This is a genomic window from Roseovarius halophilus (ex Wu et al. 2025), from assembly GCF_047086965.1.
This window is the reverse complement of record NZ_JBKOTX010000148.1, coordinates 1-14966: the sequence shown is the minus strand read 5'-3', so window position 1 is coordinate 14966 and position 14966 is coordinate 1. Positions and strand designations below refer to the sequence as shown.

Annotated in this window: 12 protein-coding genes, 1 other RNA gene and 2 pseudogenes; 8 read left to right on the top strand and 7 right to left on the bottom strand. The window is 66.4% G+C overall.

Annotated elements, in window-relative coordinates; genetic code table 11:
- Position 1 precedes the first annotated feature (1 nt).
- From ACH107_RS23285 to ACH107_RS23275, 3 genes and pseudogenes are all read left to right on the top strand, one after another.
- Positions 2 to 67: pseudogene (locus tag ACH107_RS23285) on the top strand (hypothetical protein); the annotation flags it as partial.
- Between the two features lie 37 nt (positions 68 to 104).
- Positions 105 to 458 (top strand): annotated as a pseudogene (locus ACH107_RS23280) (D-alanyl-D-alanine carboxypeptidase); the annotation flags it as partial.
- Positions 459 to 466: 8 nt separating this feature from the next.
- Complete coding sequence (locus tag ACH107_RS23275; protein WP_310689970.1) at positions 467 to 1150, top strand: fumarylacetoacetate hydrolase family protein; 684 nt, start codon at positions 467 to 469, stop codon at positions 1148 to 1150.
- A 29-nt stretch (positions 1151 to 1179) separates the two neighbouring features.
- On the opposite strand, the gene ACH107_RS23270 is transcribed toward ACH107_RS23275, so the two are convergent.
- From ACH107_RS23270 to ACH107_RS23250, 5 genes are all read right to left on the bottom strand, one after another.
- Positions 1180 to 2763 (bottom strand): ABC transporter ATP-binding protein, encoded by a 1584-nt coding sequence (locus ACH107_RS23270; RefSeq protein ID WP_310689971.1) that lies wholly within the window; start codon positions 2761 to 2763, stop codon positions 1180 to 1182.
- Positions 2760 to 3941: an ABC transporter permease gene (locus ACH107_RS23265; RefSeq protein WP_310689972.1), complete on the bottom strand. Its 1182-nt coding sequence runs from the start codon at positions 3939 to 3941 to the stop codon at positions 2760 to 2762. Before ACH107_RS23265 ends, ACH107_RS23270 begins: the two co-directional genes overlap by 4 nt.
- Positions 3942 to 5144, bottom strand: a complete 1203-nt coding sequence (locus tag ACH107_RS23260) for a microcin C ABC transporter permease YejB (protein WP_310689973.1) — start codon at positions 5142 to 5144, stop codon at positions 3942 to 3944. It lies immediately after the preceding gene.
- 25 nt (positions 5145 to 5169) lie between these two features.
- A complete protein-coding gene (locus ACH107_RS23255) occupies positions 5170 to 7086 on the bottom strand; it encodes an extracellular solute-binding protein (protein ID WP_412507870.1) in 1917 nt (638 codons plus the stop codon).
- A 162-nt stretch (positions 7087 to 7248) separates the two neighbouring features.
- Entirely contained in the window at positions 7249 to 7773 is a 525-nt protein-coding gene (locus ACH107_RS23250) for a cytochrome c family protein (RefSeq protein WP_412507869.1), read from the bottom strand.
- Between the two features lie 120 nt (positions 7774 to 7893).
- Between ACH107_RS23250 and ACH107_RS23245 the strand changes: the two genes are divergently transcribed.
- Positions 7894 to 8736, top strand: a complete 843-nt coding sequence (locus ACH107_RS23245) for a prephenate dehydratase (RefSeq protein WP_412507868.1) — start codon at positions 7894 to 7896, stop codon at positions 8734 to 8736.
- Between the two features lie 15 nt (positions 8737 to 8751).
- Here ACH107_RS23245 and ACH107_RS23240 read toward each other — a convergent pair whose 3' ends face one another.
- Both ACH107_RS23240 and nudC read right to left on the bottom strand, forming a co-directional pair.
- Entirely contained in the window at positions 8752 to 9219 is a 468-nt protein-coding gene (locus ACH107_RS23240; protein ID WP_310689977.1) for an SRPBCC family protein, read from the bottom strand.
- A 65-nt stretch (positions 9220 to 9284) separates the two neighbouring features.
- On the bottom strand, positions 9285 to 10247 hold the full coding sequence (nudC, locus tag ACH107_RS23235) for an NAD(+) diphosphatase (protein WP_310689978.1): 963 nt from the start codon (positions 10245 to 10247) through the stop codon (positions 9285 to 9287).
- A gap of 106 nt (positions 10248 to 10353) precedes the next feature.
- Here nudC and ACH107_RS23230 point away from each other — a divergent pair, with 106 nt between their 5' ends.
- The 4 genes from ACH107_RS23230 to ACH107_RS23215 form a co-directional block, all read left to right on the top strand.
- Positions 10354 to 12246: a bifunctional 2',3'-cyclic-nucleotide 2'-phosphodiesterase/3'-nucleotidase gene (locus ACH107_RS23230; protein ID WP_412507867.1), complete on the top strand. Its 1893-nt coding sequence runs from the start codon at positions 10354 to 10356 to the stop codon at positions 12244 to 12246.
- A gap of 31 nt (positions 12247 to 12277) precedes the next feature.
- Positions 12278 to 12376, top strand: an RNA gene (gene ffs / locus ACH107_RS23225) — signal recognition particle sRNA small type.
- Positions 12377 to 12589: 213 nt separating this feature from the next.
- Positions 12590 to 13612: a ribosome small subunit-dependent GTPase A gene (rsgA, locus tag ACH107_RS23220; protein WP_310689980.1), complete on the top strand. Its 1023-nt coding sequence runs from the start codon at positions 12590 to 12592 to the stop codon at positions 13610 to 13612.
- Between the two features lie 101 nt (positions 13613 to 13713).
- The coding region (locus ACH107_RS23215; protein WP_412507866.1) for a DNA polymerase III subunit gamma/tau at positions 13714 to 14966 on the top strand (1253 nt) is incomplete at its 3' end.

Sequence of the window (14966 nt, the reverse complement as noted above, 5' to 3'; positions counted from 1 at the left end):
CCTGATCGGGTTCGAGGCGCTGATCCGCGGGGTCCGCGTAACCGTCACGGGGACACCGTTTTACGCGGGATGGGGGCTCACGCGCGATCTGGGCGTCGTGCCCGCCCGCGGCCGCGCCCGCCCCCCCGGCCCGCCCGGGCGATCCGGTTCTGGCCGCCGTAGAAACAGAGCTGACCACCCCCTCGGACCCCGAGGTCGTCACGCGCGTCTCGACCTCGGGCGGGCGACACTGGGGCGTGAACATCGGTCGCTTCGGGACACGCTACGAGGCCGAACGGGTTCTGCTGCGCGTGGCGCTCAACGAGATGAGCACGCTCGACGGGGCGCTGCGCCGCGTACGGCAAAGCCCGCGCGGCTTCGACGCCAATTTCATGGGATTGACCCGCGACGGTGCGGAACTGGCCTGCAGCCGGCTTCAGGCGCGGGGCACCTCGTGCTTCATGATCGGGCCGTCCTGAACCCTGCCATGCCCCAGCTCGCCGTCCAGCCACCCGCCGCACCCGTCTTTGCCACCGACCAGCCCGGCACGGGTGTCCGACTGCACCGCGTCCTTTGTGTCGGCCGCAACTATGCCGACCATGCCCGCGAGATGGGCAACGATCCGGACCGCGAACCGCCGTTCTTCTTTCTCAAGCCGGCCAGCGCCGTCGTGTCCTCGGGCAAAACCATCCCCTATCCGCCCGCCACGCAGGACCTGCACCACGAGGCCGAACTGGCTGTGCTGATCGGCACGGGCGGGGCGGATATCTCACCCGATGACGCGTTGACCCATGTCTGGGGCCAGGCCGCGGCGAACGATCTGACCCGCCGCGACCTGCAAGCGCAGGCGAAACAGATGCGCAGGCCCTGGGACATGGCCAAGGGCTTTGACAATTCGGCCGTTCTGGGCACCGTTCACAAGGGCGCGGCACTTGACGGCGACAGATTCATCCGCTGCCGCGTCGATGGCGCCTTGCGGCAGGATGCCCCGCTGTCCGCCATGATCTGGCCGGTCGAAGAGATCATCGCCCATCTGTCGCGCCTGCTGACGCTTCAGCCCGGCGACCTGATCCTGACCGGAACGCCCGCCGGGGTCGGCCCCATCGCGCGCGGTGAGACCTGCACGGTGGAGATCGACGGTTTGGAGGCGACAACAGTCACGTTGGACTGAAGCCGGACCAAAGTTCTGGAATTTTGGTCCTAGCCCAGCGCGGCGGCCATCAATTCGCGGGTATAGTCCGTCTCTGGCGCATCAAAGACCCGGTCCACCGGCCCGGCCTCGACCACATCGCCCTGCTTCATGACCATGATCTTGTGTGACAGCGCCCGCACCACCTTGAGGTCGTGCGAGATGAACAGGTAGGCGAGCTGATACTTGCGCTGCAACTCGCGCAGCAGGTCCACAATCTGGACCTGCACGGTCATGTCCAGCGCGCTGGTGGGCTCATCCAGCACCAGTAGACGCGGCCGCAGGATCATGGCGCGGGCGATGGCGACGCGCTGGCGCTGGCCACCCGAGAACTCGTGCGGATAGCGGTCCATCGTTGCCGGGTCGAGGCCCACCTCGGCCATGATCTCGGCCACCATGGCCCGCTGTTCGCTTTCGCTGTGGACGCCATGAATACTCAGACCCTCGGCGATGATCTGTTCCACGGTCATACGGGGCGAGAGGCTGCCGTAGGGGTCCTGAAAGACGATCTGCATCTCGCCGCGCAGGGGGCGCATCTGTTTTTCGCGGAAGTGCTGGATCTCGCGGCCCTGGAACAGGATGCGCCCCTTCGAGCCAAGCAGTTTCATCATGGCCAGCGCCAGCGTGGTCTTGCCCGAGCCGCTTTCACCGACCACGCCCAGCGTTTCCCCGGCGCGCACGGTGAAGGTGGCGTCATTGACCGCCTTGACGTGGCCCACCGTCCGCTTGAGCAGCCCGGCCTGGATCGGGAACCAGATCCTGAGGTTCTCGGCCTCGGCCACCACTGGCGCATCCGCGGGCACCGGGGTCGGGTCGCCGGTACTTTCCGCGGCCAGCAGCATCCGGGTATAGGGGTGCTGCGGGGTCTGGAAAATGGTCTCGGTCGCCCCCTGCTCGACGATTGCCCCGTCCTTCATCACGCAGACCCGGTCGGCGATCTTGCGCACGATGCCGAGGTCATGGGTGATGAACAGCATCGACATGTTCATGTCCTGCTTGAGCCGGTCCAGCAATTCCAGGATCTGCGCCTGGATGGTCACGTCCAGCGCTGTCGTCGGCTCGTCCGCGATCAGCAGGTCGGGCCCGTTGGCCAGGGCCATGGCGATCATCACGCGCTGGCGCTGGCCGCCCGACAGCTGGTGCGGATAGGCTGTCAGGCGCTTCTCGGCGTCACGGATTCCAACCCGTTCCAGCAGGTCGACGATCTGCGCACGCAGGGCCGCGCCGCGCAGGCCCTGGTGCAGCTCGATCGATTCGCGCAGCTGCTTTTCGATGGTGTGAAGCGGGTTGAGGCTGGTCATCGGCTCTTGGAAGATGAAACTGATGTCGTTGCCGCGCACCCGGCGCAGCTTGGCCTCGTTTGCATCGACCAGTTCCTCGCCCTCGTAGTGGACAGACCCTGCGATATGCGCGCTGTCCCCCAGCAGCCGCACCGTGGACAGCGCGGTGACAGACTTGCCCGAGCCGCTTTCGCCCACCAGCGCCACGGTCTCGCCGTCGCCCACCTTGAAGCTGACGCCACGCACCGCTTGGGTCGTCGCGCCGTCCTGGCGGAAGCTGACCGACAGGTCCTGCACCTCGAGGATCGTCTTCATGAGAAGGTCTTTCTGGGGTCGAAGGCGTCACGCACCCCCTCGAAGATGAACACCAGCAGCGACAGCATGATCGCGAAGGTGAAGAACGCGGTGAAGCCCAGCCAGGGCGCCTGCAGGTTCTGTTTCGCCTGCAGGGTCAGCTCGCCCAGCGAGGGCGCCGAAGACGGCAGGCCGAAGCCCAGGAAATCCAGCGAGGCCAGCGTGGCGATGGTGCCGGTGATGATAAACGGCAGCAGGGTCAGCGTGGCGACCATGGCATTGGGCAGCATGTGGCGGAACATTATCGTGCGGTTGGACACGCCCAGCGCCCGCGCCGCACGGACATATTCGAAATTCCGCGCCCGCAGGAATTCCGCGCGCACCACACCCACCAGCGCGGGCCAGCCGAAGAGCACCGTCAGGAAGACCAGCAACCAGAAACTTCGCCCCAGGATCGCGAAAAGGATGATGATGACATAGAGCGAGGGCGTCGAGGACCAGATTTCCAGGATGCGCTGAAAGATCAGGTCGATCCAGCCGCCGAAGAAGCCCTGGATCGCGCCCGCCACGATCCCGATGACCGAGGACAGCGTGGTCACGATCAGGGTGAAGAGGATCGACAGCCGAAAGCCGTGGATCACCCGCGCCAGCACGTCGCGCTTGGTGTCGTCGGTGCCCAGCAGGTTGTTGCTGTCGGGTGGCGAGGGCGCAACGCCGGGCACGTCCACGATGGTATCAAAGGAATAGGGGATGGGCGGCCAGAGCAGCCAGCCCTTCTGGAAGTCGGGGTCCTCAATCGTGCCCGCCTCGGCGGCGGCGACCATCTGCTCGGGCTCGTAGAAGCAATCCTCCAACCCGCCGGTGATGATCAGGCATTTGACCTCGACATCGCGATAGGAGGCCTCGGTGGGGAAATCGCCGCCGAAGTCGCGTTCCGAATAAAAGGTGAAAACGGGCATGCGCAGCTCGCCGCGGTAGTTCACCGCGATCGGCTTGTCGTTGGCCAGGAACTCGGCAAAGAGGCTGAGCCCGAACAGCACCAGGAATATCCACAACGACCAGTAGGCCCGGCGGTTGCGGGTGAAATTGCGCCAGCGCCGCTTGTTGAGCGGCGAGGGCTCGAACCACTTCCGCCGCGGCACGCGCAGGTAGTCGGGCCCGGCATCCTCCGGGCTGTGATCTGGGGCAGGCTCGGCCATCTAGTCGCGCCTCTCGAAGTCGATCCGCGGGTCGATCAGGACATAGGTCAGGTCGGTGATGATGCCCACGATTAGCCCCAGCAGCGAGAAGGTGAACAGCGTGCCGAACATCACCGGGTAATCGCGCGCCAGCGTCGCCTCGAAGCCCAGCCGCCCCAACCCGTCGAGCGAGAACAGCGTCTCGATGATCAGGCTCCCACCGAAGAACACCCCGATGAACATCGCCGGAAAGCCCGAGATCACGATCAGCATCGCGTTGCGGAAGACATGGCCGTAAAGCACCCGGCGCTCCGAGACGCCCTTGGCCTTGGCGGTGATGACGTAGTGCTTCTTTATCTCCTCGAGGAACGAATTCTTGGTCAGCAGGGTCATCGTGGCAAAGGCCCCGATGGTCAGCGCCAGCACCGGCAGCACGATGTGGTGCAGATAGTCCAGCGCCTTGCCGGTGGCGGACAGGTCTTCGAAGTTGCTGCTGGTCAGGCCCCGCAACGGGAAAATCCGGTGGCAGGTGGGGTTCAGGTTGCGCAACTCGGGAAACCGCTCGGCCAGCCAGGGGATCTGAAAACAGTTGTTCGAGGCGAACAGCACGATCAGAAGGATCGCGAAAAGAAAGCCCGGGATCGCATAACCGACGATGATCGCCGCGCTGGTCCATGTGTCGAAGGACGAGCCGTCGCGCACCGCCTTGCGGATGCCCAGCGGGATAGAGACCAGGTAGGCGATCAGCGTGGACCAAAGTCCCAGCGTGATCGAGACCGGCAACTTCTCGGCCACCAGTTCCAGCACGCCTACCGAGCGGAAGTAACTATCGCCGAAGTCGAAGCGCATGTAGTCCCACATCATCAGGAAGAACCGCTCGATCGTGGGCACCGGAACCGCCTGGCAGCCCTCGGCGCGCAGGCTGGGTTCGCCGGTGAAACCGTCCTCGCAAACAACCCGGGCAAAGTTGAACTCGACCTGAAGCTCATCGAGGAATTCCTGTGGCAGCCCCTGCGCCCCGGAATAGCTGCTGTCGCCGCTCTCGGTCGTCTCGGTTCCGCCACCAGAGATCGTCTCGAAGACGTCGCCCGAGCCTTCCATCTGGGCGATGATCTGCTCGATCGGGCCGCCCGGCACGAACTGCACCAGCGAAAAATTGATGATCATGATCCCCAGCAGCGTGGGAATCACAAGCATCAAGCGTCTCAGGATATAGGCGCCCATGTGGCCTGCCTGCCCTTACCTTGTTCTAAAAGGCGCCCGCTTCGCGCAGGTCTTCTGCCCGGTCCGCGTCATACCACCAGAAGGACAATTCGCCCAGCGCGAAAGGCGGCATGTTCTCGGGATGGCGATACATATCGTAATAGGCCACCGTATGGACGTCCTTGAACCACTGCGGCACCCAGAATCCGTAGGCGCGCAGCGCCCGGTCCAGGGCATGGGTGGCCGTCGTCATCTCGTCCAGGGTCTCGGCGTCGATCACATGGTCGACCAGCCTGTCGATGGCCGGGTCACGCAACCGCATGAGGTTGCGCGAACTGTCGTCAGCGGTGGAACTGTGGAACCACTGCTTGAGGGAGGTCCCCGGCTCGAAACCCTGCGTCAGCGTGTGATTGACCAGATCGAAGTCGCCAGAACGCCGCCGCTCGACGTACTGGGCGTTATCAACCCGCTCGAGCTCGGCGTCGATGCCGAGCCGCGAGAGGTTCTCGACATAGGGGTTCACGATCCGGTCGAAGGCCGGAGAGAACTGGAGGATCGTCAGCGACAGCGTCTGCCCATCCTTGCGGCGGACGCCGTCACCCCCCACGGTCCAGCCGGCGGCATCCAGCAGGTCGGATGCGCGGCGCAGGTTGCCCCGGTCGGTCGAGCGTTCGGGGCGGGACTCCGGCGGGGTCTGTGCCGGTTCGGTCAGGATGGCGGGGTCCAGCAGCCCCTCGTCCACCAGCGGTTGCAGCAGGGCCTGCTCCGCTGCCGAGGGCGTGCCGCGTGCCTGCAACTCGGTGTTTTGCCAGAACGACTCGACCCGTTCGTAGAGGCCGTAGAACAGGGTTGCGTTGGACCATTCGAAGTTGAACGCCAGCCGCACCGCCTCGCGCACACGCGCGTCTCGCCATTCCGGCCGGTCGAGGTTGAACACGAAGGCCTGCGCGGCCCCGATGCTGCCATCGGGCAGTTCCTTCTTGACCATCCAGCCGTTGTCGAGGGCGGGGAAGCCATAGCCGCTTGCCCAGGTCTTGGAGGAATTCTCGTTGCGGAAGGTGTACGCACCCACCTTGAAGGCCTCGAAGGCGGTGGCGCTGTCGGCGAAATACTCGACACGGATGGTATCGAAATTGTTCTGGCCCACGTTCATCGGATGATCGGCGCCCCAGTGGTCGGGGTTACGGGCATAGATCAGGTTCTCGTTGGTCTCGTAGCTGTCGAGAACATAGGGCCCGGTGCCCAGGAAGGGCGTGTCGGTACTCTCGTCGATGCGCGCGCCGGTCTCTTCGAACCAGGACTTCGAGAAGACGGTCGTGCCGCCGGCAAAACCGATCACATCACGGCGCGGGGCGTCGTCGGTGAAGGTGAACCGGATGCGGTGCTCGTCCAGCACCTCGACCTGCTCGACAAAGCCCTCGACCACCGTTCGGTATTCGGCGATGCCCTGTTCCATGAACAGCTCGAAAGTGAAGGCCACGTCCTCGGCCGTCAGCGGGCGGCCATCGGAAAATGTCACGTCGTCGCGCAGGTTGAAGATCACCCAGTCGCGGCTTTCGGGATATTCCAGCGTTTCGCAGAGATAGCAGTAGAGGCCATAGGGATCGTCCGCCGTGGACACCAGCAGGCTTTCATACATGACCTCGGTCAGGGCAGCGGCCACCCCCTCGCGGGTGTAGCGATTGAAGCTGTCAAAGGTGCCCTGCCGCCACTGGCTGATCTCGCCACCCTTTGGGGCGTCCGGGTTCACATAGTCCAGGTGCGCCATCTCGGCGGGATACTTGAGATCGCCGAAGTTGGTATAGCCGTGGCTGACCGTGACCTCTTCATGGCCCGCAGCCCGGGCCCCGACCGCACCGCCCAGCACCAAGAGCCCCGCGGCCACCCAGATGCGCCAGTCTGGCACGGGGGCACCGCAGGCCTGTGCGCGAGCGGTCGGGCAGTGGTTGGTGTGTCTGCGCATGGTCGATCCTCCGGCATCCTTCGGGCGTGAGGGTAAGGCTAAAGGCCCATCGGTCCAGCCTTCAAGCTGAGAATGCGTGATCGCGCCGGAATGCAGCGGGCGGAGAGGGCAGCGCACAAGATGGGCCGCCCCGCGGGCGGCCCCTTGACGATCGGTCGGCAATCACTCGCCGATGGTGTCCAGATAGGCGATCAGGTTCGCGCGATCCTCGATCCGACGCATCCCGGCGTAGGACATCGCGGTGCCGGGTGCCCAATCGCTCGGGTTCTCGAGAAACCCGTTCAGATTCTCGGGGGTCCAGACATCGGCCTGCTCGGTCAGGCTGCCCGAATAGTTGAAGCCCTCGACCGAGGCCACGTCGCGGCCGACGACATCATACAGCGTCGGGCCGGTCATGTTCTGACCCTCCTCCAGCGCGTGGCAGGCCTGACAGGCGCGCCATTGCGATTCCCCGGCCGACGCGTCGGCACTGGCGAAGACCTCGGTGAAGTCCGGGCCTTCCTCCTCGACCGCCTCTTCGTCGGCGCTGTCGCTCTCGGCAACTTCGATCGAATAGGCCTGGGCCTGCTCGCCATGTCCGCCGCCGACATGATAGATCGTTTCCGCCGCCCAAGTGCCAAGCAAGAACACCAGAAGCGTGCCGCAGAAGCCGCCCAGGATCTTGGTCATCGTCATTGTGTCGAACATGTCGCGTTCCATCCGGTTCCTGATTCAGATGTCATCTATCCGCTTCCACCTGCATTATTCAAGGTGTAGCAGCGCGACGAAACGCCCAAGACACGATCCGACAGGGGAAAAGGACCGCGTATGACCCAGCGTATCGCCTTTCAGGGGGAACCCGGTGCCTACGGCCACCAGGCCTGCAAGGAGGCCCGCCCGAACCTTGATCCCCTCCCCTGTCCCACCTTCGAGGCGGCCATCGAGGCGGTGCGCAAGGGCGAGGCCGACCTCGGCATGATCGCCGTCGAGAACTCGATCTACGGGCGCGTCGGCGACGTGCACCATCTTCTGCCCGGCAGTGGGCTGCACATCGTGGATGAGTGCTTCATCCGGGTGCACATCAATCTGCTCGGCCTGCCCGGTACGCAGCTGCCCGACATCCGCACCGCGCTGGGGCACGTGGTCATCCTGCCGCAATGCGCGGCGTTCCTGCGCGCGCACGCGATCGAGACCCGCGTCAGCCCCGACAACGCGCGCGCCGCGCGCGACGTGGCCCAGGGCACGGACCCGAGCACTGGCGCGCTAGCCTCGGAACTGGCGGCCGACATCTACGGGCTGGACGTGGTGGCCCGCCATATCGAGGACCACGCGCGCAATACCACGCGCTTCGTGATCATGGCTCGCGATGCGGATTTCAAGCGGCGTGGCGAGCACGGCATGATGACCAGCTTCATCTTCCGCGTCCGCAACATCCCGGCGGCGCTCTACAAGGCAATGGGCGGCTTCGCGACGAACGGCGTCAACATGACCAAGCTGGAAAGCTACATGGTGGGTGGCGATTTCCATGCCACCCAGTTCTACGCCGAGATCGAGGGCCACCCCGACGACCGAAACGTCCAACTGGCCATGGAAGAGCTAGACTATTTCACCGACCACATCAAGCTGATGGGCGTCTACCCGGCCGCCCCGAGGCGCCACGAACGCGCCTGAGCGCACCCGCCCCGATCAGACCCGCGCGCGGTGGCGCGCCGCGACATCCTCGGCATAGGTGGCGACCGCCGTCCGGAGACGGCGCTCGATCCGGCCGCTGCCCAGGCGCAGGGACTGCGCCAGAAGCTTGGCCGCGATCGAAATGGGCCGGCTCTCGATCGTGATGGCCAGCCGGGTCCGGCCCGGCGACAGCGCAACCAGGTCGACTCGGCACTGGCCGTTGATATTGGGCGAGGTGAACCCGACGGTCAGCCCCAGCCCGGGATCCAGGCGATCGAGTTCGGACACGACCCGCCGGTTCTTGCCACACAGGCGAAAGCGCACCTCCCACCGGGCACCGATCTCGGGGGGCACCGGCCCTTCCAGCAGGCTGACGTCGCCGCCACGCCGCATGACGAGGCGCTCGAGGGCCGCGAAATCCGTTATCTCCGCGAAAACATGCTCGACCGGGGCCTCGATATCCTCGCGCGCTTTCAGTTCCATGGACAGCCCCCGTTGCAATCATGCCCGCCCGGACCGACACGTCACCAGTTTCCGCAGTATGTCCCTCAATCGAGGCGATCCGCAAGCCAGTTGGACAGAAGGAACTGCGCGATGGCCCCCTTGCGGGCAGGCATCAGGCCCGGCACCTCACCGGCAAAGGCGGCGGCCAGCTCCTCGCGCGGGACCCATCGGGCCGCCGCCAGCTCGGTCGGGTCGAGGGTGATCGCGTCGCTCTCGGCCACGCCGTGACACCCGATCATCAGCGAGCCGGGAAAGGCCCAGGGCTGGCTGGCCAGGTAATCTACTTGGCCGACGCGGATACCGGTTTCCTCGGCAACCTCGCGGCGCACGGCCGCCTCGATGGTCTCACCCGGCTCCATGAAACCGGCCAGACAGGAAAACATGTCCTCGGGCCAACCGAGACCTCGGCCAAGCAGCACCTGGTTGCCCCGCGTCACCAGCATGATGACCACAGGGTCGGTCCGGGGAAAGTGCGGCGCCTCGCAATCAGGGCAGACCCGCTGCCATCCGGCCTGCGCCACGACGCTCGGCGCGCCGCAACGGGCGCAGAACCGATGTGACCGGTGCCAAGACAGCAGCCCCCGCCCCATCGCGGCAAGCTCGGCGTCGCGGGCGTTCAAGCGTGTCATGCAAAGCTTGAGGTCGGCAAAGCCCTCGGCCCCGGGGATCAGCGGATGCCGCTGCACCGTCATGTCGAAAAAACTGCCGTCAGGCAGCGCCTCGCCGTCGCGTGTCGGGTCCCAGTCCGAAACATCGGCACAGAACACGGGACCGTCGGCATCGCGCCCGAGGAACAGCGCCGCCCCGGCCACCCCCCGCAGCAAGGAGTGATCCGCCGCCAACCGCGCCAGCGCACCGCCTTCGATCAGCATCTTGCCGCGCCATGCCAGCATGAAACGGGCCTCTGGGGCATGACGCATCGCTTCGATCGCCGCATCATCGCCGCGCAGATGCGCCGCCCGGTCCAAGCCCGAGCCTCCGAATGTCACCGTTTCTGCCTGTCTCATACGGAGTCGATGCCACGTCACGCGAAATTGTTCAATTCCCGCAAGGGGGTTGTACTGACCGAAGATCGCCCTAAGGTTGTATGGTGCGCCGCGGAAAGTGGACTGTTTGGACCTGCCCGCCACGATACCCCTGTCCGCCGACCAGGTCCGGCTCCGGATCCTGGCCACGAGTGACATCCACGCGCACCTGGTGCCCTACGATTACTACCGCGACTGCCCGGGCGACCAGGCAGGGCTGGCGGGCCTGGCCACGCTGATACGGCAGGCTCGATCCGCGGATATACCCGCGCTGCTTGTCGACAACGGAGACTTCCTCCAGGGCACGCCGCTGGCCGAGGTCGTGCATGCCGATTTCAACCGCAACGCCGACAGTCCCAATGCCATCGTCGCGGCCATGAACGCGCTGGGCTACGACGCCGCCAGCCTGGGCAACCACGAATTCGACTGTGGCCTCGCCTATATCGAGGCGGCCCGGGCCCAGGCCCGGTTTCCGATGCTGGCGGCCAATGCCGGGCGGGTGACGGACGATGGACGCGACTGGCCCCTTACGGCGCGCGGGCGGATCGTCACCCGGCGATTGCAGATGCGCGGTGGCACCGCGCTGGATTTCCGCATCGGCCTGATCGGACTAACCCCCGCCCAGCCGCAGCAACGGGGTGCAACACAGCCGGGCGGGGCGCTGGTCACGACCGACATGGTCGCGACCGCCACGGCCGAGGCACCGCGCCTGCGCGCGGCCGGCGCGGACATCGTCATCGCCCTGGCCCATACCGGGATCGAGACCGGGGGCACGTCCCGGACCACGGAAAACGTGGGCGCCGCCCTAGCCGGGATCGAGGGAATAGACCTGCTGGTGCTCGGCCACAGCCACATGCCCTTTCCCCACCCGCGCCACCCGTCCGGACCGGGCCTCGACCCTTGCGAAGGCACCCTGCACGGCAAGCCAGCCGTCAACCCCGGGGCCGGCGGCACCCACCTCGGGCTGGTCGATCTGGCCCTGACTCCGCGCGGCGATGGCTGGGCCATCGCGCGCCACGACACGCGGCTGCTGCCGGTTTCCGAGACGCTGGCACGACAGGGCCTGTCGCCCTGCCCCGAGATGACCGCGCTGCTTGCCCCGATCCACGCCCGGACGCTGACCCATGCCCGCCGCCCCATCGGGTACACCCGACAGCCCATCACCACGCATTTCAGCCGGGTCCGCCCCGATGCTGCCGTCCAGATCGTCAATGCAGCGCAACGGCACCTTGTCGAAGCGGCGCTGGCGGGCACCGAGGCCGCCGGGCTGCCGGTGCTTTCGGCGGCGGCGCCTTTCAAATCCGGCTCGCGCAGTGGAACAGGGCATTTTGTCGACATCCCCCCAGGGCCGCTGGCCCTGCGGCATGCGACCGATATCTATCCTTTTCCCAACACCATTTGCGCCATCGAGATCACCGGGCGGCAATTACGCGCATGGCTGGAACGCTCTGCCGCGACCTTTGCCCGGATATCACCGGGGCAGGACCGCCAGCCGCTGCTCGACCCGCGCTCTCCCGGCTATCTCTTCGACGTGCTCGACGGGGTGAACTACCGCTTCGACCTGACCGTCCCGCCGCAGTTCGACCCGCACGGCGCGGTCCTGTCGCCCGGGGCCGGGCGGGTGCGTGACCTGCGCCACAGGGGCCAGCCCGTGGTCGAGGATCAGCGTTTCGTTCTGGCGACCAGCTCCTACCGCATGGGCGGTGGCGGGCATTTCGACGTCAGTGCCACAGCACCGCTGCTGTTCGAAAGCACCGGCACGGCGAGCGAGGCCATCGCCGCTTATTTTGCGGCCAACGACCCACTGGATTTCGAGATTGTCGAAAACTGGGGATTTCGCCCGGTCGCGGGGGCCACCGCCACGTTCACCACAGCGCCCGGTGCCGCGGCCAGCCTGCCCCTGGCGGGCATCCGCGCCCTCGGGCCGGACAGGCAGGGGCGGCTGATCTGCGAGATTGACCTGGACGCCGCAGCCCCTTGAAAGACCCGGACCAGGCGCGTATATCCTGCCGTGAGAGGTTGGCGCGGGCAAGCGCCTCGCCAACCCGGTCAGGTCCGGAAGGAAGCAGCCGTAACGAGCCCCGCTTGGGTCGTTGTCCAGCCTCTCACCCCCCGCGAAATCGCGGATCGGGCAGCTCAGATCGCAAGGCCATCTCCGGTGTCCCGCCCGATAGCAACAGGTCCCTTTTGCCCAAGACCAGGGAGGATGTTGATGACAAGTCCGATCCTCTGCGCGGGGCGATCCTGAGCTTTCCGTCTTGTGCCCGTTGCGACCGCCCAACAGGCGGCACGATGCGGCGGCCGAGCCACGGCAGGCCCTTGCCGTGACAGATCATTCCCTCAAGTCCCTCGGCTGGTCGCAACATTTCACCGACCAAATGCCCGCAGGCAGCACCGGCTCGCCCGTGCGCCTGAGTGCCGTCCACCGCACCCGGCTTGACGGCTTGTCCCCGCACGGCGGCGTCACGCTGACGCCCACCGTGCGGACCGGCGAATACGTCGTCGGCGACTGGGTTCTGGCCGAGGGCGGCACCGCCTCGGCCCCGCTGGACCGCACAAGCGAGATCACGCGCCGCGCCGCTGGCCATGATGCGCGCCCGCAGCTGATCGCCGCCAACGTCGATACCCTGGGGATCGTCACAAGCTGCAACGCGGATTTCAACATCGCGCGGCTGGAACGCTATCTCGCGCTGGCGGGCATGGCCGGATGTCAGCCGCTGCTGGTGCTGACCAAGGCCGACACGGTCGAGGATTCCGAGGACTTCGCACGGCAGGCGCAGGTGCTCTCGTCCGCCTTGCCGGTGCTGACCCTGAACGCGAGGGACGCCGACGCGGCTGCACGGCTCGCCCCCTGGTGTTGCGACGGGCAGACACTGGCATTGATCGGGTCCTCGGGGGTCGGCAAGACCACGCTCCAGAATCACCTGACCGGCACCAGCGAGGCGACCCGCGACATTCGCGACGACGATGCCCGGGGGCGTCATACCACCACCAACCGCGCCCTGCGTCCGACCCTGCAGGGCGGCTGGCTGATCGACACGCCGGGGATGCGCGAATTGCGCCTGCTGGAGGCCGAGACGGGCATCGAAGAGGTCTTCTCGGACATCCTCGACCTTGCGGCGGGCTGCAAGTTCCGCAATTGCGCCCATGGCAACGAACCGGGCTGCGCCGTGCGCGCGGCCGTCACCGAAGGGTCGCTCGATCCTGCCCGCCTCGCCCGCTGGCGCAAACTGGCCTCGGAAAACCGCCAAAACAGCGAAACCATGGCGCAGTCCCGCGCCCGCGGGCTGACCAAGGCCCATCGCGCGGGCAAGGCACGGGCGCGTCTCAAGCGCGGGGAAGACTAGCGCGCGCCGGACCCGGTATCGTTTGAAGACTGAATTGCCGCGGTGGACCTCGCCCCCGGCCCCGCTTACCCTGCGATGACCGTCCGAATCCCAAGGCCACCATGACCGACCAGCCCAGCTACCAAGTGCTTGCCCGCAAATACCGTCCCGAGACCTTTGCCGATCTCGTGGGGCAGGACGCCATGGTGCGTACGCTCAAGAACGCCTTCGCCACCGACCGCATCGCCCAGGCCTTCCTGATGACCGGCATCCGCGGCACCGGCAAGACGACCACGGCCCGGATCATCGCCAAGGGCATGAACTGCACGGGCACGGATGGCGAGGGCGGCCCGACGACCGACCCGTGCGGGCAATGCGAACACTGCGTGGCCATCATGGAGGGCCGCCATGTGGATGTCATGGAGATGGACGCGGCCTCGCGCACCGGTGTCGGCGACATCCGCGAAATCATCGAGAGCGTACATTACAGGGCGGCCTCGGCGCGCTACAAAATCTACATCATCGACGAGGTGCACATGCTGTCCACCTCGGCCTTCAACGCGCTGCTCAAGACGCTGGAGGAACCCCCCGCGCACGTGAAGTTCATCTTCGCCACCACCGAGGTGCGCAAGGTGCCGGTCACGGTGCTGTCGCGCTGCCAGCGCTTCGACCTGCGCCGGATCGAACCCGAGGACCAGATCGCCATGCTGCGCCGCATCGCCGACCTCGAGGGCGCGCAGATCACCGATGACGCGCTGGCGCTGATCTCCCGGGCGGCCGAAGGATCGGCCCGCGACGCGACCTCGCTTCTGGACCAGGCGATTTCCCATGGCGCGGGCGAGACCGGCGCCGACCAGGTGCGCGCCATGCTGGGGCTGGCCGACCGGGGCCGGGTGCTCGACCTGTTCGACATGATCCTGAAGGGCGAGGCCGCCGGGGCGCTGACCGAGCTGTCGGCGCAATACGCCGAGGGGGCCGATCCCATGGCGATCCTGCGCGACCTGGCCGAGATCGCCCATTGGGTCAGCGTCATCAAGGTGACCCCAGAGGCGGCCGAGGACCCCACCGTCGGCCCGGACGAACGCGCCCGTGGGCTGGCCATGGCCGAGGCCCTGCCGATGCGGGTTCTGACCCGGTTGTGGCAGATGCTGCTCAAGGGGCTCGAGGAGGTGGCGCAGGCCCCCAACGGCATGATGGCCGCCGAAATGGCCATCATCCGGCTGACCCATGTGGCCGATCTGCCCACTCCCGAGGACCTTGTGCGCAAGCTGCAGGACGGCCCGCCGCCACCCGGCCCAAGCGTACATCTGCAAAACCTGGACAAGAGAGACAAAAAGGTCCACTGTCGTTCCAACCCATCACACGCTGGGACTGA

Bases quoted from the DNA above. Each gene is read 5' to 3' on its own strand.
- nudC (WP_310689978.1), bottom strand. From the start codon at position 10,247: ATGAGACAGGCAGAAACGGTGACATTCGGAGGCTCGGGCTTGGACCGG.
- ACH107_RS23255 (WP_412507870.1), bottom strand. From the start codon at position 7,086: ATGCGCAGACACACCAACCACTGCCCGACCGCTCGCGCACAGGCCTGC.
- ACH107_RS23260 (WP_310689973.1), bottom strand. From the start codon at position 5,144: ATGGGCGCCTATATCCTGAGACGCTTGATGCTTGTGATTCCCACGCTG.
- ACH107_RS23250 (WP_412507869.1), bottom strand. From the start codon at position 7,773: ATGTTCGACACAATGACGATGACCAAGATCCTGGGCGGCTTCTGCGGC.
- ACH107_RS23245 (WP_412507868.1), top strand. From the start codon at position 7,894: ATGACCCAGCGTATCGCCTTTCAGGGGGAACCCGGTGCCTACGGCCAC.
- ACH107_RS23265 (WP_310689972.1), bottom strand. From the start codon at position 3,941: ATGGCCGAGCCTGCCCCAGATCACAGCCCGGAGGATGCCGGGCCCGAC.
- ACH107_RS23240 (WP_310689977.1), bottom strand. From the start codon at position 9,219: ATGGAACTGAAAGCGCGCGAGGATATCGAGGCCCCGGTCGAGCATGTT.
- ACH107_RS23275 (WP_310689970.1), top strand. From the start codon at position 467: ATGCCCCAGCTCGCCGTCCAGCCACCCGCCGCACCCGTCTTTGCCACC.
- ACH107_RS23270 (WP_310689971.1), bottom strand. From the start codon at position 2,763: ATGAAGACGATCCTCGAGGTGCAGGACCTGTCGGTCAGCTTCCGCCAG.